The following is a 21,756-nucleotide window of genomic DNA, read 5'->3' as shown; positions in this document are numbered from 1 at the left end:
TTTAGTCAATTAGTTAAAGAATACTCCAATTACTACTTTGTAAAGAATTATTCCTATTGCTATACCTACTCCCACTTTGAAAGTGTCTGTTTGATAAAATTTTTTGTTCATTTTTTTTAGTTTTAAATTTTAGTTTTTGTTTCTATTTGTTGTTGTCAGATTAGTCTTCTTACTTTTTTTTTGTACATTAAATAATTTTGTCCGTGTTGGCTTGTTAAAAATTCTTCCTCAAGTCTTATTAGTATTTGCATTAGGATATAACCTAAAATTAAAAAAAGCCCGGTCAATGCGTTAGGTGTTGTCAAGAATAGTCCGATTAAACTTACCATCATTCCAAAGAAAATCGGATTTCTAGAATGTTCAAAAAGTCCGTGTGTAATAAGTTCTGTTTTGGTTTCTGTGTCAATTCCAATTCTCCAAGAGTTTTTCATATGTCCTTGTGCAATAATTGTCCAAATTAGTGCAAATGCTAAAAGTCCAAGTCCAACATATTTTATTGTCAAGGTTTCAAGTTGTATAATTGGTAAAAAATATTCGTAAAGTGTCTGAAAAAAAGCAAAAAGTAAAACATAAACGAACATAAAAATCATAGTCAATTTAAAGTATACTCCAATTAGTGCATATGCACTGTCGTCTTTTGGTAAAACAAGTGGATTTTTGCCAATTCGTTTTGCCACAATTACACTTTTTACTACAAAAGCAATTCCGAAGTAAATGATAAAATATGTCGGTAAAAATATTCTTAAAATTTCATTCATTTTATCTGTCTGTCAATGTTTGTCGTATCGCTCGTAGCATTACTGCTAATCGAGTCACGCAGGGGAATTTCACCCCAACGTTCTCACAGAACCGTGCTTGAAATGAAATTCGACGTAGTCAAAGTCTCCCTTCACACGGCTCTTCATAGTATTAAATCACACAAATATAATTATATTTATGGATATACCAATATCCAATGTAAGAATAAATTAGTTATTGGCTGTGATTTTGTTTCGTAATAATCAATCATCCCATTTCTGGTTGTTAATTGTTAGTAAAACTTACTATGCCTAGCCCTTTGATCCATACTCATTACAAGTACTTCATCACTACTACGACTAGGTCTGCCCCCTATATCTCAACCACATCCTTTGTTGTCTGTTTCCTCTTGCGATTTGGCAGAACGATATAGAGTTCACTTGTTCCTTAAAACAGCCTATTGAAACGTCTTGCCAACTTAACCCCGGATGCCGTGTATTCAGTAATCAGGTTTCCAATACACTTGGTCATAGGTACAAACGTAACTACCTATTTTTGACATCGTCTTTTGCGCTTATGAGGCTTCGTCATTGGTTCACTCACGTTCAACTCACATAAACTTACCTACAGCTATCTTGTTGCCGTTTTTCTTTGTCGCTCACCACACCATAGTTTCCTAATGATGCAGCACAAAGTGGTTTACGGATTATTTTTTATTGTTTTTAAGTATCCGTGCATCCGCTTCGCTCAAGTAGTAACTACTCCTGAAAGTCGTCACTGAGAGACCTACTCTCATCTGTTTTAAAGCATCAACAACTGCGTTGTTGTTCAAGTCACACACATGTCGCAGCTTGGCGAGGTTGCGGATTAAGTAAACCTAAACTTTCGGTTAAACACTTACTTTACAAGTACTAAACTAATTTTAAATTAAGCCTAAAACCCGCCATTTCTGCAAACTGCTGTTGGCAGAGGTATTAATTATTCGTAACAAATTCTAAATCAATAATTTCAATAATATTGTTATTTTGATCTTTAACAGTTAAATTAATAATTCCCTTAACATGAATGCCTCCGCTTGGTTTTGTACCATTGTAGATATTAGTAACTACTAAATTTCCAGAGGTCCGAAAACTTTGCCATTGTTGATGACTGTGCAAACTACCTAAATTATTATCATTAATAATAAAAGGAGATAAAGCTTTCCTGTAAATAACTTTATTATTAGTAGAATTTTCATCAAAACTTAAATTCGTGAAGTTAGTTAATGGTTGGTTTAGCTGGATTGAAATATTTCTTCCATCTCCAGAAACATAATCAATATTTTGATTTCCAGAACCATTACCACCCACTTGGAAGTAAGATGATAAATAATTTGATGTACCGCCATTACTTTTCATATAGCAATAATCTCTTCCCCATGGAGACATAGCACCACATGAATGGAAAATTTTTCCTTCAATTACCCTCCTTTCTTGTGAATTTGTTGTTGAGTTAAGAATTCCACTAAATTCAATTGTAATTTTTTTAGATGTTTCATTAATTTCAAATTTATTTATTTGAAAAGAATTTAATGGTTTGTAAGTAGGTGTCTTAAATATTTTTAATATGTTATTACCAGCATTATATTTAGTCTCCTCTAATTCAAAGGAAAGTAATTGACCACCCTCGGTAAATATATATTTTAAATCATAAAAATACTCAGCAATATTTCCATTTTTTACTGATATAGACGCAGAACCTTGATAATTAGTCCCTAAAAGCGTTAAACCCGTGCCATTATTAATTGATTTGTATGTTTTTCCGTCAATTTTAAATTCAATTAACTCATTAACTTTCTCATTTACAGCTTCCTCTTGAATAATCTCATCATCTTTAGAGCAAGAAATTAAAGAAATTAGGATTAAAAAAACAGCTATTATTTTTGCATTAGTATGTTTCATAATTATTGTATTTTAAGTTTTTTTTTGTCAATATCTCTGCCAATCGAGTCACGCAGGGGAATTTCACCCCTGCGTTCTCACGGAACCGTGCTTGAAATGAAATTCGACGTAGTCAAAGTCTCCCTTCACACGGCTCTTCATAGTATTAAATCACACAAATATAATTATATTTATGGATATACCTATAACCAATGTAAGAATAAATTAGTTATTGGCTGTGATTTTGTTTCGTAATAATCAATCATCCCATTTCTGGTTGTTAATTGTTAGTAAAACTTACTATGCCTAGTCCTTTGCTCCATTTCCATTACAGAAACTTCATCACTACTACGACTAGGTCTGCCCCCTATATCTCAACCACATCCTTTGTTGTCTGTTTCCTCTTGCGATTTGGCAGAACGATATAGAGTTCACTTGTTCCTTAAAACAGCCTATTGATGCGTCTTGCCAACTTAACCCCGGATGCCGTGTATTCAGTAATCAGGTTTCCAATACACTCTATCATAGGTACAAACGTAACTACCTATTTTTGACATCGTCTTTTGCGCTTACGAGGCTTCATCATTGGTTCAGAGCTACGCTCGCCTCCTTCTAAATAATGTGTTTTACACATTATTTCTCGGACATGTTCAACTCACATAAACTTACCTACAGCATTCATAGATGCCGTTTTTCTTTGTCGCTCACCACACCATAGTTTCCTAATAATGCAGCACAAAGTGGTTTACGGATTATTTTTTAATGTTTTTTTGGTATCCGTGCATCCGCTTCGCTCAAGTAGTAACTACTCCTGAAAGTCGTCACTGAGAGACCTACTCTCATCTGTTTTTAAAGCATCAACAATTGAGTTGTTGTTCAAGTCACACACGATTGGGGCTTTGCGTTCGGGCGGGAAATCGAAGCACAAAAGCAGGTATTATTACTAAAGTTTAATTGAAAAACTGCCGTTGAATTTTGCACTTCAGCCCGCCTGACGCAAAACCCTTGTTGGCAGTAGTTTTTATTTTAGGTTTTCAATTACCCTTCCTAATTTTTCAGCAATACTATTTTGTGTCATACTTGCTATTTTCCATTTTTCGCCATCAAATTTTGAAATTACAATAAAATTGTCTTCGTCAAATTTAAAGGTGTAGTAAATAAATCCTTCTATTTTGTCAACATTTCCAACAACTTCAATTTTATATTCTGTATTGTCAAAATTACAATTAATTACTTTTTCCATATCTTGTATTTATATCCACATTACTCCTGTTGGTTCTTCCAATTTGTTTAATAAATTCACAATTTTGTTGGGGCAATCTCCACAGATTGTTATGTATCTGAAATCTTTATCTTTTATTAATGTGTCAATTGTTTTTAATTCTGCGTTACAAACTGTGCAATTGTTTTCATCTGTTTTATTTTTTATTGATTTTAGTTTTTGAATTTCTAACTTGACTTCATTAGTCAATTTTTCTATTTCGTTTGATTGATTTTTGAAATTTTTCTTTGAGAATAATATGAGTTCGTCACATTCAGAAGTCATTTTTCCAAATATTTCTTGTCTTTCTTCAAAAGACTGTAAAATATACTCACAGGTATAGTTTTTAAGACGGTCTAAAAAGCCACAAGCTTTAAAAATGTATTCGGAATTTGGATTATTAATGTCTATCATTTTATTATCAGTCTTGTGTCTGTGCGACGTTCTGTAAAATTACTGCCAATCGAGTCACGCAGGGGAATTTCACCCCAACGTTCTCACAGAACCGTGCTTGAAATGAAATTCGACGTAGTCAAAGTCTCCCTTCACACGGCTCTTCATAGTATTAAATCACACAAATATAAATATATTTATGGATGTACCAATAACCAATGTAAGAATAAATTAGTTATTGGCTGTGATTTTGTTTCGTAATAATCAATCATCCCATTTCAGGTTGTTAATTGTTAGTAAAACTTACTATGCCTAGCCCTTTGCTCCATTTCCATTACAGAAACTTCATCACTACTACGACTAGGTCTGCCCCCTATATCTCAACCACATCCTTTGTTGTCTGTTTCCTCTTGCGATTTAGCAGAACGATATAGAGTTCACTTGTTCCTTAAAACAGCCTATTGATGCGTCTTGCCAACTTAACCCCGGATGCCGTGTATTCAGTAATCAGGTTTCCAATACACTTGGTCATAGGTACAAACGTAACTACCTATTTTTGACATCGTCTTTTGCGCTTACGAGGCTTCGTCATTGGTTCAGAGCTACGCTCGCCTCCTACTAAATAATGTGTTTTTACACATTATTTCTCGGACATGTTCAACTCACATAAACACACCTACAGCAATCTTGTTGCCGTTTTTCTTTGTCGCTCACCACACCATAGTTTCCTAATAATGCAGCACAAAGTGGTTTACGGATTATTTTTTATTGTTTTTAAGTATCCGTGCATCCGCTTCGCTCAAGTAGTAACTACTCCTGAAAGTCGTCACTGAGAAACCTACTCTCATCTGTTTTAAAGCATCAACAACTACGTTGTTGTTCAAGTCACATACGGTTTGCAGCTTGGAGAAGTGGCGGAAATCGAAGAACAAATGTACAAAATTTGCACAATGTTCAATAGAATTCCGAATGTTCAATTTAGCACTGAACCCGCCATTTTGCCAAACTGCTGTTGGCAGTAGTGCTTTTTTAGTCAATTAGTTAAAGAATACTCCAATTACTACTTTGTAAAGAATTATTCCTATTGCTATACCTACTCCCACTTTGAAAGTGTCTGTTTGATAAAATTTTTTGTTCATTTTTTTTAGTTTTAAATTTTAGTTTTTGTTTCTATTTGTTGTTGTCAGATTAGTCTTCTTACTTTTTTTTTGTACATTAAATAATTTTGTCCGTGTTGGCTTGTTAAAAATTCTTCCTCAAGTCTTATTAGTATTTGCATTAGGATATAACCTAAAATTAAAAAAAGCCCGGTCAATGCGTTAGGTGTTGTCAAGAATAGTCCGATTAAACTTACCATCATTCCAAAGAAAATCGGATTTCTAGAATGTTCAAAAAGTCCGTGTGTAATAAGTTCTGTTTTGGTTTCTGTGTCAATTCCAATTCTCCAAGAGTTTTTCATATGTCCTTGTGCAATAATTGTCCAAATTAGTGCAAATGCTAAAAGTCCAAGTCCAACATATTTTATTGTCAAGGTTTCAAGTTGTATAATTGGTAAAAAATATTCGTAAAGTGTCTGAAAAAAAGCAAAAAGTAAAACATAAACGAACATAAAAATCATAGTCAATTTAAAGTATACTCCAATTAGTGCATATGCACTGTCGTCTTTTGGTAAAACAAGTGGATTTTTGCCAATTCGTTTTGCCACAATTACACTTTTTACTACAAAAGCAATTCCGAAGTAAATGATAAAATATGTCGGTAAAAATATTCTTAAAATTTCATTCATTTTATCTGTCTGTCAATGTTTGTCGTATCGCTCGTAGCATTACTGCTAATCGAGTCACGCAGGGGAATTTCACCCCAACGTTCTCACAGAACCGTGCTTGAAATGAAATTCGACGTAGTCAAAGTCTCCCTTCACACGGCTCTTCATAGTATTAAATCACACAAATATAATTATATTTATGGATATACCAATATCCAATGTAAGAATAAATTAGTTATTGGCTGTGATTTTGTTTCGTAATAATCAATCATCCCATTTCTGGTTGTTAATTGTTAGTAAAACTTACTATGCCTAGCCCTTTGATCCATACTCATTACAAGTACTTCATCACTACTACGACTAGGTCTGCCCCCTATATCTCAACCACATCCTTTGTTGTCTGTTTCCTCTTGCGATTTGGCAGAACGATATAGAGTTCACTTGTTCCTTAAAACAGCCTATTGAAACGTCTTGCCAACTTAACCCCGGATGCCGTGTATTCAGTAATCAGGTTTCCAATACACTTGGTCATAGGTACAAACGTAACTACCTATTTTTGACATCGTCTTTTGCGCTTATGAGGCTTCGTCATTGGTTCACTCACGTTCAACTCACATAAACTTACCTACAGCTATCTTGTTGCCGTTTTTCTTTGTCGCTCACCACACCATAGTTTCCTAATGATGCAGCACAAAGTGGTTTACGGATTATTTTTTATTGTTTTTAAGTATCCGTGCATCCGCTTCGCTCAAGTAGTAACTACTCCTGAAAGTCGTCACTGAGAGACCTACTCTCATCTGTTTTAAAGCATCAACAACTGCGTTGTTGTTCAAGTCACACACATGTCGCAGCTTGGCGAGGTTGCGGATTAAGTAAACCTAAACTTTCGGTTAAACACTTACTTTACAAGTACTAAACTAATTTTAAATTAAGCCTAAAACCCGCCATTTCTGCAAACTGCTGTTGGCAGAGGTATTAATTATTCGTAACAAATTCTAAATCAATAATTTCAATAATATTGTTATTTTGATCTTTAACAGTTAAATTAATAATTCCCTTAACATGAATGCCTCCGCTTGGTTTTGTACCATTGTAGATATTAGTAACTACTAAATTTCCAGAGGTCCGAAAACTTTGCCATTGTTGATGACTGTGCAAACTACCTAAATTATTATCATTAATAATAAAAGGAGATAAAGCTTTCCTGTAAATAACTTTATTATTAGTAGAATTTTCATCAAAACTTAAATTCGTGAAGTTAGTTAATGGTTGGTTTAGCTGGATTGAAATATTTCTTCCATCTCCAGAAACATAATCAATATTTTGATTTCCAGAACCATTACCACCCACTTGGAAGTAAGATGATAAATAATTTGATGTACCGCCATTACTTTTCATATAGCAATAATCTCTTCCCCATGGAGACATAGCACCACATGAATGGAAAATTTTTCCTTCAATTACCCTCCTTTCTTGTGAATTTGTTGTTGAGTTAAGAATTCCACTAAATTCAATTGTAATTTTTTTAGATGTTTCATTAATTTCAAATTTATTTATTTGAAAAGAATTTAATGGTTTGTAAGTAGGTGTCTTAAATATTTTTAATATGTTATTACCAGCATTATATTTAGTCTCCTCTAATTCAAAGGAAAGTAATTGACCACCCTCGGTAAATATATATTTTAAATCATAAAAATACTCAGCAATATTTCCATTTTTTACTGATATAGACGCAGAACCTTGATAATTAGTCCCTAAAAGCGTTAAACCCGTGCCATTATTAATTGATTTGTATGTTTTTCCGTCAATTTTAAATTCAATTAACTCATTAACTTTCTCATTTACAGCTTCCTCTTGAATAATCTCATCATCTTTAGAGCAAGAAATTAAAGAAATTAGGATTAAAAAAACAGCTATTATTTTTGCATTAGTATGTTTCATAATTATTGTATTTTAAGTTTTTTTTTGTCAATATCTCTGCCAATCGAGTCACGCAGGGGAATTTCACCCCTGCGTTCTCACGGAACCGTGCTTGAAATGAAATTCGACGTAGTCAAAGTCTCCCTTCACACGGCTCTTCATAGTATTAAATCACACAAATATAATTATATTTATGGATATACCTATAACCAATGTAAGAATAAATTAGTTATTGGCTGTGATTTTGTTTCGTAATAATCAATCATCCCATTTCTGGTTGTTAATTGTTAGTAAAACTTACTATGCCTAGTCCTTTGCTCCATTTCCATTACAGAAACTTCATCACTACTACGACTAGGTCTGCCCCCTATATCTCAACCACATCCTTTGTTGTCTGTTTCCTCTTGCGATTTGGCAGAACGATATAGAGTTCACTTGTTCCTTAAAACAGCCTATTGATGCGTCTTGCCAACTTAACCCCGGATGCCGTGTATTCAGTAATCAGGTTTCCAATACACTCTATCATAGGTACAAACGTAACTACCTATTTTTGACATCGTCTTTTGCGCTTACGAGGCTTCATCATTGGTTCAGAGCTACGCTCGCCTCCTTCTAAATAATGTGTTTTACACATTATTTCTCGGACATGTTCAACTCACATAAACTTACCTACAGCATTCATAGATGCCGTTTTTCTTTGTCGCTCACCACACCATAGTTTCCTAATAATGCAGCACAAAGTGGTTTACGGATTATTTTTTAATGTTTTTTTGGTATCCGTGCATCCGCTTCGCTCAAGTAGTAACTACTCCTGAAAGTCGTCACTGAGAGACCTACTCTCATCTGTTTTTAAAGCATCAACAATTGAGTTGTTGTTCAAGTCACACACGATTGGGGCTTTGCGTTCGGGCGGGAAATCGAAGCACAAAAGCAGGTATTATTACTAAAGTTTAATTGAAAAACTGCCGTTGAATTTTGCACTTCAGCCCGCCTGACGCAAAACCCTTGTTGGCAGTAGTTTTTATTTTAGGTTTTCAATTACCCTTCCTAATTTTTCAGCAATACTATTTTGTGTCATACTTGCTATTTTCCATTTTTCGCCATCAAATTTTGAAATTACAATAAAATTGTCTTCGTCAAATTTAAAGGTGTAGTAAATAAATCCTTCTATTTTGTCAACATTTCCAACAACTTCAATTTTATATTCTGTATTGTCAAAATTACAATTAATTACTTTTTCCATATCTTGTATTTATATCCACATTACTCCTGTTGGTTCTTCCAATTTGTTTAATAAATTCACAATTTTGTTGGGGCAATCTCCACAGATTGTTATGTATCTGAAATCTTTATCTTTTATTAATGTGTCAATTGTTTTTAATTCTGCGTTACAAACTGTGCAATTGTTTTCATCTGTTTTATTTTTTATTGATTTTAGTTTTTGAATTTCTAACTTGACTTCATTAGTCAATTTTTCTATTTCGTTTGATTGATTTTTGAAATTTTTCTTTGAGAATAATATGAGTTCGTCACATTCAGAAGTCATTTTTCCAAATATTTCTTGTCTTTCTTCAAAAGACTGTAAAATATACTCACAGGTATAGTTTTTAAGACGGTCTAAAAAGCCACAAGCTTTAAAAATGTATTCGGAATTTGGATTATTAATGTCTATCATTTTATTATCAGTCTTGTGTCTGTGCGACGTTCTGTAAAATTACTGCCAATCGAGTCACGCAGGGGAATTTCACCCCAACGTTCTCACAGAACCGTGCTTGAAATGAAATTCGACGTAGTCAAAGTCTCCCTTCACACGGCTCTTCATAGTATTAAATCACACAAATATAAATATATTTATGGATGTACCAATAACCAATGTAAGAATAAATTAGTTATTGGCTGTGATTTTGTTTCGTAATAATCAATCATCCCATTTCAGGTTGTTAATTGTTAGTAAAACTTACTATGCCTAGCCCTTTGCTCCATTTCCATTACAGAAACTTCATCACTACTACGACTAGGTCTGCCCCCTATATCTCAACCACATCCTTTGTTGTCTGTTTCCTCTTGCGATTTAGCAGAACGATATAGAGTTCACTTGTTCCTTAAAACAGCCTATTGATGCGTCTTGCCAACTTAACCCCGGATGCCGTGTATTCAGTAATCAGGTTTCCAATACACTTGGTCATAGGTACAAACGTAACTACCTATTTTTGACATCGTCTTTTGCGCTTACGAGGCTTCGTCATTGGTTCAGAGCTACGCTCGCCTCCTACTAAATAATGTGTTTTTACACATTATTTCTCGGACATGTTCAACTCACATAAACACACCTACAGCAATCTTGTTGCCGTTTTTCTTTGTCGCTCACCACACCATAGTTTCCTAATAATGCAGCACAAAGTGGTTTACGGATTATTTTTTATTGTTTTTAAGTATCCGTGCATCCGCTTCGCTCAAGTAGTAACTACTCCTGAAAGTCGTCACTGATAGACCTACTATCATCTGTTTTTAAAGCATCAACAACTGCGTTGTTGTTCAAGTCACACACGTCCCGCAGCTTGGCGATGTGGCGGATTAAGGAAGCCTAAACTTTCGGTTAAACACTGACTTTGCAAGTACAAAACCAACTTCAAATTAAGCCTAAACCCGCCATATTGCCAAACTGCTGTTATATGACGCCCTTTTTTTTTTCATTCCATTTGGCGATTGCTATTATTCTATTTGCGGAAGCTATATTTCTAATTGCGGTTGTCATATTTCTTTCTGCGGATTGAATAATTCTAAATGCGGTTGAAATAAATCTAAACGCAAATAAGATAAAACTTATTGCGGTAGCAATAAGTTTGTTTGCGAAACAAATAATTCTTTTTGCGTTTAGTATATTTCTTTCTGCGGTTTGCATATTCTTAAATGTGGGGTGTACTTTTCTGTTTTGGGTTATGTTATTTTTTCGCTTTCTTAAATTCTATTCCTTTTACTTGTGCAAATTCTGGGCTTGATGCTCCAAAAAGTGATTTGATGTATTTCTTCACTTCGGTTGCTATTTCAACTAATCCTGTGTTGTCTGCATACAATGTGTTGTTTCTTGCAATTCTTGAATTGCTGATATTTGTATATGCAGTTGAGACTTCATTGTTTTTAGCGGTTAGGTCGGCTTGTTTGGCTGTAAGTGTTGCAATTGCTAAATCGGTTTCGTTTGGTGCATAGCTTGGCTCTGATTGCAAAACCGAAATTAAACCTGCCAAATGTTGTATTTGTTGGTCATACGATTGCTGACTTGTTGAAATGGTTGCTGGTGCTGGTGTGTTTGGGTCGATTGGTGTTGTAGCAGTTGTGGCTCTTTTGCCTTGTAACTTTCTGTTAAACCCTTTCGCATCTTTTATAACTTGTGCAGTAGCATCAGTAGTTTCTAATGCGTTTACTAATCGAGTTGATAACGCTTTTAAACCGCTGAAAGCGGTTACTCTTTCGTTTACCTTATTGTTGTAAGCGGTGTTTTTAGTAACAACATCGGCTAAACTTGTTTGTGATGTTGTGGCTAATGCGTTAAGTTGGGGCAACATTAAAGCATTTTTGGTAGGGTTGTACGTTGCTCCGTAACCTATTACGAATGAAATTAAATCTTGAAGATTTGCCACGTTTTTTGCGTGTCCTGTTTCTGATGTTGATGCCATATTTGTAGTTTTTTAATTGATTACTATTTATCAAAAATAGAGAAAAAATCTTTTTGTAAGAAGTTTGAGTTAATAATTTAGACTTGCTCCAAAGCCTATTCCCATATCGCTGTCGTAATGTGTGGTTATACCAAAATTTCGTTTTACTATATATCGTAATCCTGCCATATATTCTTTATCAGTATTCCACATTAAGTTCATTCGTAATCGCTTGGTTACTGGAATGTCCATTCGTTCGAATTGTAAACGTACATTTCCATCAGTAAACACTTCGGCTTGTGCCTTTATTAGCATTGGCAAGGTGTATTCTAATCCAAGACTAAAAACAGAACGTTTGTCTTTGGTATTTGTTTGATTGAAAAGGTTTTTTTCCATCTCGTTATCTTCCATTTTTCTGTATCTCCAATCAAATCCAATAAAAGGCATTAGCCATTGCATCTTACCAATATATCTACCTATGTGTGTTTCGATTTCGTAACCGTGCATATCATTGTAACCTAATCTCCATTCCGTACCAATACTCCAACGTGTATTTTGATACATTGCGCTACCATCATTACCATTAGTAGCAAAATCATTTTCTGCCATAAAATGAAATGCTCTGTCGTCGGCAAAAAGTTTGCGCTGTGCGAGTTTTGGATTTGAAATTAATGGATTAGGTGCTTGGTTTTCGTAAGTAAAAACTCTGCCCATTCCTGCCATCATATGGTAGAGAATATGACAATGAAAAAACCAATCGCCCTCTACATTGGCGTTGAATTCTAAAATATCAGTTTCCATTGGCATAATATCAATGATGTTTTTGAGTGGAGCGTAGTCGCCTTGACCGTTTATAATTCTAAAATCGTGTCCGTGTAAGTGCATTGGGTGTCGCATCATTGAGCCGTTATATATTGTGATGCGTACATTTTCGCCCTTTTTGATTAAAATTTTATCAGTTTCAGAAACTACTTTGTTGTCTAAACTCCAAACGTAGCGGTTCATATTTCCTGTAAGTTCAAATTTTAATTCTCTGATTGGTGCGTCTTTTGGGAGTGTTGTTTTGGAAGGTGATTTTAACATTGCGTAATTTAGTGTTACAATGTCTGAAAGTTTATTGCTATTATAATCGTCTTCGGTCATTTTCATATCGCCCATTTTGTCGCTTTTGGGTTTTGCTTCGCCTGTAATTTCGGGATACATTACTACGTTCATATCCATTTGATTGTATGACATACTCATTCCCATATCGTCTAAATCTCCATTCATTTTCATCATATCATTCATCATTTTCATACCCTCAAAATATTTTAATTTTGGTAGGGTAGAAGTAAGTTGTTTGATGCCATCGCCCAAATATAAGGATGCGGATTTTGTGCGGTCTTCGGAAGTTACCAAAAATTCGTAAGCGGTTTTGTCGGCTGGAATGGTTACAATAATATCGTAGGTTTCAGAAACTGCAACGATTAGTCTATCGACTTCGACAGGTTCTACATCGTTACCATCGTTGGCAACAACGGTAATTTTTCCGCCTGCATAGTTGAGCCAAAAGTAGGTTGATGCTCCACCGTTTGAAATGCGTAATCGCACTTTGTCGCCACCTTTGAATTGCGAAAGTTGGCTTTCGTTTTTTCCGTTTATTAAGAATTTATTGTAATAAACATCGCTCACGTCCATTGCGTTCATTCGTTTCCATTCGTTGGTTACTTTGGTTTTGAAATGACCTTGTTGGATTGCTTCTGCATAACTTTGTGTTGTGCCTTTTTGAATAGCGAACCAATCGGTTGCGTTGTGCAACATTCTGTGTACATTATCAGGATTTGCATCTGTCCATTCGCTTAAAACTATTGGAATGCTTGGCAAATCGTCAATTCCTTTTCTGAAAGTTGGGTCGGTTGGTTTTTTGAGCATTACAAAATTTCCGTACATTCCGATTTGTTCTTGCAGTCCCGAATGACTGTGATACCAATGTGTGCCGTGTTGAATAATTGGAAAAGAATATTTGTGTGTCGTTTTGGGTTTTATTGGCATTTGTGTCAAATTAGGAACGCCATCTTCTTTGTTTGGTAAAAATAATCCGTGCCAATGCAAAGATGTTTCTTCGTTTAATTCATTATGTACATAAATTTCCGCAATGTCGCCATCGGTAAATGTTAGTGTTGGCATTGGGATTTGTCCGTTTACCGCAATGGCGTGTTTTGGTTTGTCGCCAAAAGTTACTATTGTATCACGTACATATAAATCATATCTCACTACTTTTTGTGCGAAAATGGATTGAGAAATAAACAATATCAATATTGCCGTAGGCAATATTGATATGTTTTTTATTTTTTCATTTTTCATTTTTTATCTTCTTAAATCATTATTAATAACATTATTCCACTCATTGCAATCATTAACGCATCTTCGATAATGGTTACTTTACTCATTGGCAAATTGAAGACTGCACCAAGACAAGCACATTGAATTTTCTTTTTGTTTAATACCGATTGTAAAACACCGATAATACTAATACTCATTACTATTACTGTTATTGAGTTGGTCAAGATTGGATTGAAATTTATTAAATATCCAATTCCCAAACCTAACTCGATAAATACATAAAGGTAAGCCCAAACTGGAATTTGTTTTGCCAAAACATCATACATCACATAACTTTCGGCAAAGCCTTTGATATTAAGTAATTTGAAAAAAGAAAACACCAAAAAGAAACCAGCCATAAAATGTTGCATCCATTGCATTATATCAAAATGATGGTTGGTAAATTGCACCAATCCCGTTACTAAAGTGATATAAAAGAATATAAGTAATATTGGTTTGTATGTTTCAAACCACGATTTTGTTTGTTCTGCAATTTCGTTGTGATTGATAGCTGATATTTGGTATTTGTTGTCTAAAACTTTTTGCAAGTCGGATAATGCAATGTGTTTATTCATTGTGATAGTTGCAGTTTCTAAATCTTTTGAAACGGCAACATTAGTAACATTTTCGATAGTTAGCAAAGCTGATTTTACTTTGGCTTCACAACTTGAACAAGTCATTCCTATTAATTTATAAGTATGTGTCATTGGTAATTTTTTAAATCGAAAAAAGTGTAATACAAATTGAAGTAGAACCCATTGGGAGCTGAACGTAACATTGAACTTGTTAACTCGTGACGGTAGGCAAAATCTAAACGTGCTTGGCTGTTGAAAATGAATTGTACCGCTGGCACAATGTCTAAAAATGATTTTCCGTTTTGGTTGATTGTTTGCCCAACAAATTCAACCATTAAGTTAATGTTAGTTTGCTTGAAACTGGTGTATTTTTTTGGGTACATTAATTTTCCAAACGACAATGTATAGTTAGTTGCGTTATTTCCAATAGTTTTTGGAAATGGATAATTTGGTTTGTTGTCTGATGCTTTTTCAAAACTAATTGAAGAACTAATTGCTAATTTTTTAACCAACTTAGTTGCAATTATACCTGTTTCAAAACCAGTATTATGTCCTAAAATTTCAATTTGTTCTTGATGAATGTCGGTATTGTTGAAGCTATATCTACCATAGGCAGCTAATCTAAAATGGCTATTTAAATCATCTGTAGAAAAAAAGCGATATTTTGCCATAAAACTTCCACCTTCGGTAACCAGTTGATTACTTCGGTTGCTAATAAAAGCAGAACCACGAACCATTAAATTTTTGTTAATACCGTAAGTAACTTCTGGCATCAGATGATAGTTATAGCCAGTTTTGATTTGCTCTTTAAATAGCAATTGCATCACGTTTACTGCCAATGAATTTGCAGGAACATTACTGGCAGGATCTGTTACTACAAACAATTCTTGACTTAAAATAGTTTGGTAACTAATGGCTACAAAAAATAAAATTATCTTTTTCATTAGTTTAAAATTTTAATGTGAAAATCTTCTTCATTATTTGAAGCATACGTATCAATATTTTTGTAAGACTTGGAAAGTTTTTTAAACTCTTTTTCTGTAACATATCCTTTGTCAAGAACCTGAAACTGTATTTCAGAAGCATTATTTTTTTTATCACTTACCATAATATATGAACTTTGACTTATGGTATTTGATTTGGCAGTAACAACTAATGAACCGATAAAGAAACCTGCTTTTTCTACTTTTTCTTTAAATATTTTTGGATTTAATTCGTTCCCTTCCTTTAGCGTAACAGTAAATGTATTAGTGTTTAAATCTGTGTTTACGTCAACTACTTCGGGCATAGTTTTTAGCTGTTTGTTTATTGCGTTGGAACACATAGAACAGGTTAACCCTGTTGCTCTAATTTCGGCTTTTGTAATTTGAGCATTTACATAGGAGCAATTTATGATTACAAGTAATGTCAATATCGCTTTAAATTTATTTATATTTTTCATTTTATTATTGTTTTAAATAATTGATTATTTCTTCATCTGTTGGATTTATTGCTATTAAAATTCCTTTTTGGTTAAATAGAAATTTTGAAGGTAGCGCTTCTACGCCAAATTGTATTGCCGTATTTGCATCAAACCCTTTGGGATCTATTAATTGTGTAAATTTAATTTTATCTTTTTCAATGGCTTTAATCCATTTTGATTTATCAGTATCTAATGATATTCCGATAATTTCAATTTTGTCATTACCAAAATCATTGTAAAGTTTCACCAACTTTTTGTTACCTAAACGGCAAGGTGCACACCACGACGCCCAAAAATCTATAAGAATAAATTTTTGTTTAAAAGTATTGCTTTGAACTTTTTTATTATTGGAATCAAGTAAAGTAAAAGTTGGTAATGTATCACCAACTTTTACTTGTGCTTGAACTGAAAATGAAAAAAAAATAAGTAGAATGATTATCTTTTTCATTTTTAAATTATTTGATAGTTTCTGTTACTTTTCCACAACTTAACATCATAGAACCATAATAAGGATTTTTAACTACATTTTCCTTGCTCAACCAATTGGCACCTTTACCATTGTTTGCCATTGGGCAAAATTGGTAATAAGTTGGCGTTTCTTGTTTTGATACTTTGATTAAATCATACATATTTTTTGAAAGTGTATCAAAATGGTCTCTTTGGTGTTTTGCATCTTTGGTGTCTGCAATATGTTCGGCATCTTCTTTTATGTTTTTCAAAACTTTCATCCAAACATTGTGTTCGTCTGTTTTTAAAGTTTCCATTTTAACAGCGTTTATTGCTGAAAGTAATGCTGTTGCTTTTGCTGACGCAGTGTTACCATCTGTTTTTACTAACGCATCTTTTACAGCAAAATAATTATCGAAAACGGCTTTTAGTTGGTTTACTTCTTGAATTTCAACTTTTGGCGTTTCGGTATGGTTAGTGTGATTTGTCATTTCTGAATGTTTGGATATATCTGCTCCCGAAATAGCATCAATTTTTACAGGAACTTTTGCAACTCTATCGTATTGGCAACAACCTGGCAGTTTTGAATATGCGTTATCAGGTGCAAGAAATTTGTCGCTATCGTAACCACTTAATGCAATACGTTTTAAAATTGCATCTTGATTGGTTTTTTTACTATCGTAAGTTAAAGTTGCCATTTTCGTATCTACGTTCCAATCTACTTTGGCTATTTTTTTAAGATTACCTGCTTTTTCAATTGTTTTTTTGCACATATCACAGTTTCCATAAATTTTAACTGTTTCTGTTTTTGCGTTTTTAATTTGTGCATTGCACGATGTGAATGATAACAATATTGTAATTGCTACCAATATTTTTGATATTGATTTCATTGTAATAAAATTTTAATTTTTGTTAAATAAATAATTTTGACAGCAAAGTATTTGCTATCAACAAGACAGACTTATGGCTGTCAAAGATTGAAATTATTTTATTTTAGGAGGAAGCCAAACGGAAGTAAAACCCGAAGAAATAAAGGTTTTTGAATGATGAAATTTTGGTTTTTCGGCAGAAAAATCAAAAGAATTATTTTTAAATTCGATTTCGTAAGAAGAAATTAAACTAAAATTTATTGTTGTTGACGATGTGCAATTTGAGTGTCCGCATTTTCCGCCACAACTTTTGTCTTCGTCTTTCGAGTGTTGTTTATTGTTGCAACAGTCTTTTTTTTCTGTTTTAGAAGTTGTTTCTTTTTTGCAACACGATTTTTCGGTTTTAGTTCCACACGCAAAAGAATTACTTGGCATCAATAAGAAACCAAATAATGCAACTACTAAAATGTGAATTTTATTCATATTTATATCGATATGCCGCAAAAGTAATTAAATTACATCGATTTTATACTAATCAATTGTTAAAATATAGATTTATAATATTAAAAAAGGTGTTTGAAATTGTATAACAAACACCTTTAATTTGAATAATAATTATCCTTAAAACTTCATTCGTTGTATTCTTACAGCATTTAAAATAGCTAAAAGTGCTACACCAACATCGGCAAAAACGGCTTCCCACATTGTGGCTAAACCGCCTGCTCCAAGCACTAAAACAATTGCTTTTACTACAAATGCCAAAGTGATATTTTGCCAAACAATTTTTTTGGTTTGCTTACCAATGTTTATTGCCATTGGAATTTTTGAAGGCATATCGTCTTGAATAACCACATCGGCAGTTTCGATGGTGGCATCGCTTCCTAAACCGCCCATTGCAATACCTACGTTGCTTAATGCCACAACTGGTGCATCGTTTACGCCATCGCCTACAAAACAAACTGTTTCATTTTGGGCGATGATTTCTTTGACTTTGTTTACTTTGTCTTCGGGCAATAAATCCCCAAAGGCATTTGTAATTCCGAGTTTTTGAGCCACAAATTGCACTACTGTATCTTTGTCGCCACTTAACATTGTGGTTTTTATGCCTAATGCTTTTAGTTTGTCGATGGTGATTTGTGCATCTTCTTTTATGCTGTCTGCAATGGTTAAATAGCCCACAAATTTTTTATCATACGCTACTGCAATTAATGTGTAAACAATACTTTTTGGATCAATATCATAAGCAATAGAAAATTTATCCATTAGTTTGAAATTTCCAACTAACAATTCTTTTGCGTTTACATTGGCTTTTAATCCGTGTCCTGATATTTCTTCTACATCTTTTAAAACTATTGAACTATCAATTTTACCAACAAATTGATGAATGGCGGTTGCTACTGGATGTGTGCTTTGGCTTTCTAAAGCGTTGACCATTTGCAAGATTTCGTCTTTATTAAAATCGGTATTAAAAACAACTTCCTGCACTTTAAAAACGCCTTCGGTCATTGTGCCTGTTTTGTCCATTACTACGTTTTGAATGGTTGCCATCACATCAAGAAAATTACTTCCTTTGAATAGTATTCCGTTTTTTGAAGCCGAACCAATTCCGCCAAAATAACCTAATGGAATACTGATAACTAATGCACACGGACACGAAATAACCAAAAATACTAATGCTCTGTATAACCAATCTCTAAAAACATAATTATCTACAAAAAGCATTGGAACAACACAAATTAAGATGGCTAAAAGCACAACTATTGGTGTGTAAATTTTGGCAAACTTTCGGATGAATAATTCGGTTGGTGCTTTTTTGGCGGTAGCATCTTGCACCATTTCGAGAATTTTGGATAGTTTACTATCGGTGTAGGCAACGGTAACTTTTACTTGACAAACGGAATTTAGATTTATCATTCCTGCCAAAACGGTTTCGCCTTTGGCTTTTGTGTCGGGTTTGCTTTCGCCTGTGAGTGCCGAAGTATTAAACGAAGCCGTATCTGAAAGTAATTCGCCATCTAATCCTAGTTTTTCTCCTGCTTTGAGTTGGATAATATCGCCAATTTTAGCCGTTGATGCTTTGATAGTTTTGGCAACATTATTTTCGAGAATTGTTACTTCGTCTGGTCGCTGGTCGAGCAAAGTTTTGATATTGGCTTTGGCTCTTTTTACTGCTAAAGTTTGAAACACTTCGCCAACTGCATAAAATAACATTACTGCTACGCCTTCGGGATATTCGCCTATTGCAAATGCTCCGATAGTTGCAATACTCATTAGCAAAAATTCAGAGAATATTTCTCCTTTTCCAATGCTTGTAAATGCTTCTTTGACTACTGGAAAGCCAACTGGAATGTAAGCAACTACATACCAAATAATTCTTACCCAACCTGTAAACCACGATTGCGGAAAATAATTATCTAAACCAATAGCAATCATCAATAATACAAAACTTATGATTGCTGGTAAGAACATTTGAAACGTGGTTTGGTCTGAACCCGAGTGGTCGTGTCCATCATCATCTCCGTGTTCTTCGTGGTTGTGTCCATCATCTTTTGTGTGCCCATCTTTTAATAAAACTGATGCACCTGCTTTGCTGTAAATTTTTTCTTGTTGGGTGCAGCAAATTTGTTTGCCTTTTGCATCGTATATATGTTTATGTTCCATAATTATTGATTGATTAAATTGGTTAATAATTTTTCTGAAAAATATGTTTTAGATATGGTGCTTGCTTCTTGTAAAAGTGATTTTGAACTTGGTTGCGTTTTACCTAAAAGTTGCATTGTTTTGGTTTCGGCTTCTTCATTTTTAAGAAATTCTGTTGCTTGTAAAGCATCTTCCAAAACTTTTATGCGTAAGCCACTATCTTTTATTTTGCCCAATTCGGCTATCATCCAACTTAATGCTAAAAAGTTATTTTTATTTATGGATAGAAAATGAGTAAGTTCTTTTGATGTTATTAATTGATTGAATGGAGAAGTTGTAATTTCTTCGGTAAGATATTTTTTTATAACTTCATCGGTTGTTTTGTTTGCAAACAATTCTACAACACCATTTAATGCTTGTGGATAAATGCTTAACCAACGTAATTTTCTGCGTAGTTCGTGTACATCTTCTTCTACATTATCAAACGTAAAAGTTGTTTTTTTAGTAAAATAAATTATATCTGTTATTTCATCTTGGTAATACTTTTGCATTGCCTTAATTTCTTTTTCTTCTTTAAGCCAATCTGCTTTTTTAAGACGCTTTTGTATTTTATCAATTCGTTTGCCATTGAGCCAATTTTCATTAATTAAAAGTTTGTTTAATATATTTAACTTCTCTTTTGATTTTTTTGCAATATAATCTTTTACTAATGATGGAATAGTGGTATTAGAAGCAAATTCTTTTTGAAAAGCAATGTAATAATCTACCGCACCCAAAGCATCTTCTATTTGCTTCGATTGTTCTTTTATTTTTTTAAAATCTTTTTTGTTATGCAATTCTGCATACATTTTTGATAGTCCTTCTATCATAAAAAAAGGCGTTCTCAAATCGTTAAGGTATAACCACAATGCAGGGTTTTCTTGACTATTAGCGTTATGTAAAAGTGTTTTTATTTTTTTGATTTGTATGTTAAATCTTTGTTTTGAACTGTTCATTTTTTTAAAATTTAATTGTTAATTTATTCTTTGTTTTTAATTGATTGTTTCCATTTTTCATACCACTTGTAATGTGGCAATGCTAGTAAAAAGAAGATTAAAACCGTTGCTACAATGGCTATTATAAACATATTTAAACCTACTGCAATGCCAATTGAAGCCGTACACCAAATGGTAGAAGCTGTTGTAAGTCCTTTTGGTTTGTTTTCTTCATCTTTAAAAATAATACCTGCACCTATAAACCCAATACCTGTAACTATACCTGTCATTATTCTTGCAATAGCAGATTTATCTTCGGTAAGGTGCGATGCGATGAGCATAAAAACACAAGCACCAACACAGATGGAAGCGTAGGTTCTAAGCCCTGCATCTTTGCCGTCTCTTTCTCTTTCATAACCTACTATTGCACCTAAAATAAGTGCAAGAATAAGTTTGGAAGAAATAATTAATTCGTTTATAATATCCATTTACTAATTTTTTTTTTTAAAACAGGCATAATTTTACTTATGCCTGCCATTAATTTATTCAGATGGTTCTGGATCTACTCCTGCATCAATTCTGAAAGAGATTTGACAAATAACGCCATAGGTTGTTACTTTTCCGTCTTTTACGTGTGCTTTGGTGTCTTTTACATACACCGAATCTACGTTACGAATGGTTTTAGAAACCTCGGTTACTGCATTTTGAATTGCATCTTCAATTCCGATTGCCGAAGTTGCTATCACTTCGATTACTTTTACTACTGCCATAATTTTCGT

Annotated in this window: 21 protein-coding genes; all 21 read right to left on the bottom strand. The window is 33.6% G+C overall.

Annotated elements, in window-relative coordinates:
- Nucleotides 1-155: 155 nt before the first annotated feature.
- The 21 genes from FBFL15_RS04425 to FBFL15_RS04325 all read right to left on the bottom strand — a co-directional run bounded on the left by FBFL15_RS04425 (nucleotide 156) and on the right by FBFL15_RS04325 (nucleotide 21,747).
- Nucleotides 156-758 (bottom strand): methyltransferase family protein, encoded by a 603-nt coding sequence (locus FBFL15_RS04425; RefSeq protein WP_014083453.1) that lies wholly within the window; start codon nucleotides 756-758, stop codon nucleotides 156-158.
- 954 nt (nucleotides 759-1,712) lie between these two features.
- Complete coding sequence (locus tag FBFL15_RS04420; RefSeq protein ID WP_014083452.1) at nucleotides 1,713-2,678, bottom strand: hypothetical protein; 966 nt, start codon at nucleotides 2,676-2,678, stop codon at nucleotides 1,713-1,715.
- 1,000 nt (nucleotides 2,679-3,678) lie between these two features.
- Nucleotides 3,679-3,900 (bottom strand): hypothetical protein, encoded by a 222-nt coding sequence (locus FBFL15_RS04415; RefSeq protein ID WP_014083451.1) that lies wholly within the window; start codon nucleotides 3,898-3,900, stop codon nucleotides 3,679-3,681.
- A gap of 9 nt (nucleotides 3,901-3,909) precedes the next feature.
- Nucleotides 3,910-4,332 carry a hypothetical protein gene (locus tag FBFL15_RS04410; protein ID WP_014083450.1) on the bottom strand — a complete coding sequence of 141 codons (423 nt, stop codon included), beginning with the start codon at nucleotides 4,330-4,332 and terminating at the stop codon, nucleotides 3,910-3,912.
- A 1,162-nt stretch (nucleotides 4,333-5,494) separates the two neighbouring features.
- A complete protein-coding gene (locus FBFL15_RS04405; RefSeq protein ID WP_014083453.1) occupies nucleotides 5,495-6,097 on the bottom strand; it encodes a methyltransferase family protein in 603 nt (200 codons plus the stop codon).
- 954 nt (nucleotides 6,098-7,051) lie between these two features.
- A complete protein-coding gene (locus FBFL15_RS04400) occupies nucleotides 7,052-8,017 on the bottom strand; it encodes a hypothetical protein (RefSeq protein ID WP_014083452.1) in 966 nt (321 codons plus the stop codon).
- A 1,000-nt stretch (nucleotides 8,018-9,017) separates the two neighbouring features.
- Nucleotides 9,018-9,239, bottom strand: coding sequence for a hypothetical protein (locus FBFL15_RS04395; protein ID WP_014083451.1), 222 nt, complete (start codon nucleotides 9,237-9,239; stop codon nucleotides 9,018-9,020).
- Nucleotides 9,240-9,248: 9 nt separating this feature from the next.
- A complete protein-coding gene (locus FBFL15_RS04390; protein ID WP_014083450.1) occupies nucleotides 9,249-9,671 on the bottom strand; it encodes a hypothetical protein in 423 nt (140 codons plus the stop codon).
- Nucleotides 9,672-10,664: 993 nt separating this feature from the next.
- Entirely contained in the window at nucleotides 10,665-10,898 is a 234-nt protein-coding gene (locus FBFL15_RS04385) for a hypothetical protein (RefSeq protein ID WP_014083449.1), read from the bottom strand.
- Between the two features lie 40 nt (nucleotides 10,899-10,938).
- Nucleotides 10,939-11,670 carry a hypothetical protein gene (locus FBFL15_RS04380; RefSeq protein WP_014083448.1) on the bottom strand — a complete coding sequence of 244 codons (732 nt, stop codon included), beginning with the start codon at nucleotides 11,668-11,670 and terminating at the stop codon, nucleotides 10,939-10,941.
- Between the two features lie 69 nt (nucleotides 11,671-11,739).
- Nucleotides 11,740-13,992 (bottom strand): multicopper oxidase domain-containing protein, encoded by a 2,253-nt coding sequence (locus tag FBFL15_RS04375; RefSeq protein WP_014083447.1) that lies wholly within the window; start codon nucleotides 13,990-13,992, stop codon nucleotides 11,740-11,742.
- Between the two features lie 11 nt (nucleotides 13,993-14,003).
- Nucleotides 14,004-14,717 (bottom strand): heavy-metal-associated domain-containing protein, encoded by a 714-nt coding sequence (locus tag FBFL15_RS04370; protein ID WP_014083446.1) that lies wholly within the window; start codon nucleotides 14,715-14,717, stop codon nucleotides 14,004-14,006.
- Entirely contained in the window at nucleotides 14,714-15,529 is an 816-nt protein-coding gene (locus FBFL15_RS04365) for a hypothetical protein (protein ID WP_014083445.1), read from the bottom strand. The genes FBFL15_RS04370 and FBFL15_RS04365 overlap by 4 nt, the downstream gene beginning before the upstream one ends.
- Entirely contained in the window at nucleotides 15,529-16,026 is a 498-nt protein-coding gene (locus FBFL15_RS04360; protein WP_014083444.1) for a heavy-metal-associated domain-containing protein, read from the bottom strand. The genes FBFL15_RS04365 and FBFL15_RS04360 overlap by 1 nt, the downstream gene beginning before the upstream one ends.
- 4 nt (nucleotides 16,027-16,030) lie before the next feature.
- Nucleotides 16,031-16,495 (bottom strand): TlpA family protein disulfide reductase, encoded by a 465-nt coding sequence (locus FBFL15_RS04355; RefSeq protein WP_014083443.1) that lies wholly within the window; start codon nucleotides 16,493-16,495, stop codon nucleotides 16,031-16,033.
- A gap of 7 nt (nucleotides 16,496-16,502) precedes the next feature.
- Nucleotides 16,503-17,384 carry a DUF3347 domain-containing protein gene (locus FBFL15_RS04350; protein WP_014083442.1) on the bottom strand — a complete coding sequence of 294 codons (882 nt, stop codon included), beginning with the start codon at nucleotides 17,382-17,384 and terminating at the stop codon, nucleotides 16,503-16,505.
- 93 nt (nucleotides 17,385-17,477) lie between these two features.
- The gene (locus tag FBFL15_RS04345) at nucleotides 17,478-17,846 is read right to left on the bottom strand and encodes a hypothetical protein (RefSeq protein WP_014083441.1); all 369 of its coding nucleotides are present in this window, start codon (nucleotides 17,844-17,846) and stop codon (nucleotides 17,478-17,480) included.
- A gap of 138 nt (nucleotides 17,847-17,984) precedes the next feature.
- Nucleotides 17,985-20,024: a heavy metal translocating P-type ATPase gene (locus FBFL15_RS04340; protein WP_014083440.1), complete on the bottom strand. Its 2,040-nt coding sequence runs from the start codon at nucleotides 20,022-20,024 to the stop codon at nucleotides 17,985-17,987.
- Between the two features lie 2 nt (nucleotides 20,025-20,026).
- On the bottom strand, nucleotides 20,027-20,998 hold the full coding sequence (locus FBFL15_RS04335; RefSeq protein WP_014083439.1) for a hypothetical protein: 972 nt from the start codon (nucleotides 20,996-20,998) through the stop codon (nucleotides 20,027-20,029).
- A gap of 23 nt (nucleotides 20,999-21,021) precedes the next feature.
- Nucleotides 21,022-21,465, bottom strand: a complete 444-nt coding sequence (locus FBFL15_RS04330; protein ID WP_014083438.1) for an MgtC/SapB family protein — start codon at nucleotides 21,463-21,465, stop codon at nucleotides 21,022-21,024.
- 54 nt (nucleotides 21,466-21,519) lie between these two features.
- Nucleotides 21,520-21,747: a dodecin family protein gene (locus FBFL15_RS04325; RefSeq protein WP_014083437.1), complete on the bottom strand. Its 228-nt coding sequence runs from the start codon at nucleotides 21,745-21,747 to the stop codon at nucleotides 21,520-21,522.
- Nucleotides 21,748-21,756: the final 9 nt, after the last annotated feature.

Origin of the sequence: Flavobacterium branchiophilum FL-15 (assembly GCF_000253275.1) — a bacterium.
GTDB lineage: Bacteria > Bacteroidota > Bacteroidia > Flavobacteriales > Flavobacteriaceae > Flavobacterium > Flavobacterium branchiophilum.
The sequence above is the reverse complement of the archived record's forward strand: the minus strand, read 5'-3'. Positions and strand labels throughout refer to the sequence as shown.

Bases quoted from the DNA above. Each gene is read 5' to 3' on its own strand.
- FBFL15_RS04400 (WP_014083452.1), bottom strand. From the start codon at position 8,017: ATGAAACATACTAATGCAAAAATAATAGCTGTTTTTTTAATCCTAATT.
- FBFL15_RS04360 (WP_014083444.1), bottom strand. From the start codon at position 16,026: ATGAAAAATATAAATAAATTTAAAGCGATATTGACATTACTTGTAATC.
- FBFL15_RS04330 (WP_014083438.1), bottom strand. From the start codon at position 21,465: ATGGATATTATAAACGAATTAATTATTTCTTCCAAACTTATTCTTGCA.
- FBFL15_RS04410 (WP_014083450.1), bottom strand. From the start codon at position 4,332: ATGATAGACATTAATAATCCAAATTCCGAATACATTTTTAAAGCTTGT.
- FBFL15_RS04375 (WP_014083447.1), bottom strand. From the start codon at position 13,992: ATGAAAAATGAAAAAATAAAAAACATATCAATATTGCCTACGGCAATA.
- FBFL15_RS04365 (WP_014083445.1), bottom strand. From the start codon at position 15,529: ATGAAAAAGATAATTTTATTTTTTGTAGCCATTAGTTACCAAACTATT.
- FBFL15_RS04370 (WP_014083446.1), bottom strand. From the start codon at position 14,717: ATGACACATACTTATAAATTAATAGGAATGACTTGTTCAAGTTGTGAA.
- FBFL15_RS04325 (WP_014083437.1), bottom strand. From the start codon at position 21,747: ATGGCAGTAGTAAAAGTAATCGAAGTGATAGCAACTTCGGCAATCGGA.
- FBFL15_RS04390 (WP_014083450.1), bottom strand. From the start codon at position 9,671: ATGATAGACATTAATAATCCAAATTCCGAATACATTTTTAAAGCTTGT.
- FBFL15_RS04385 (WP_014083449.1), bottom strand. From the start codon at position 10,898: ATGCAAACCGCAGAAAGAAATATACTAAACGCAAAAAGAATTATTTGT.
- FBFL15_RS04340 (WP_014083440.1), bottom strand. From the start codon at position 20,024: ATGGAACATAAACATATATACGATGCAAAAGGCAAACAAATTTGCTGC.
- FBFL15_RS04350 (WP_014083442.1), bottom strand. From the start codon at position 17,384: ATGAAATCAATATCAAAAATATTGGTAGCAATTACAATATTGTTATCA.
- FBFL15_RS04335 (WP_014083439.1), bottom strand. From the start codon at position 20,998: ATGAACAGTTCAAAACAAAGATTTAACATACAAATCAAAAAAATAAAA.
- FBFL15_RS04395 (WP_014083451.1), bottom strand. From the start codon at position 9,239: ATGGAAAAAGTAATTAATTGTAATTTTGACAATACAGAATATAAAATT.
- FBFL15_RS04355 (WP_014083443.1), bottom strand. From the start codon at position 16,495: ATGAAAAAGATAATCATTCTACTTATTTTTTTTTCATTTTCAGTTCAA.
- FBFL15_RS04345 (WP_014083441.1), bottom strand. From the start codon at position 17,846: ATGAATAAAATTCACATTTTAGTAGTTGCATTATTTGGTTTCTTATTG.
- FBFL15_RS04425 (WP_014083453.1), bottom strand. From the start codon at position 758: ATGAATGAAATTTTAAGAATATTTTTACCGACATATTTTATCATTTAC.
- FBFL15_RS04420 (WP_014083452.1), bottom strand. From the start codon at position 2,678: ATGAAACATACTAATGCAAAAATAATAGCTGTTTTTTTAATCCTAATT.
- FBFL15_RS04405 (WP_014083453.1), bottom strand. From the start codon at position 6,097: ATGAATGAAATTTTAAGAATATTTTTACCGACATATTTTATCATTTAC.
- FBFL15_RS04380 (WP_014083448.1), bottom strand. From the start codon at position 11,670: ATGGCATCAACATCAGAAACAGGACACGCAAAAAACGTGGCAAATCTT.
- FBFL15_RS04415 (WP_014083451.1), bottom strand. From the start codon at position 3,900: ATGGAAAAAGTAATTAATTGTAATTTTGACAATACAGAATATAAAATT.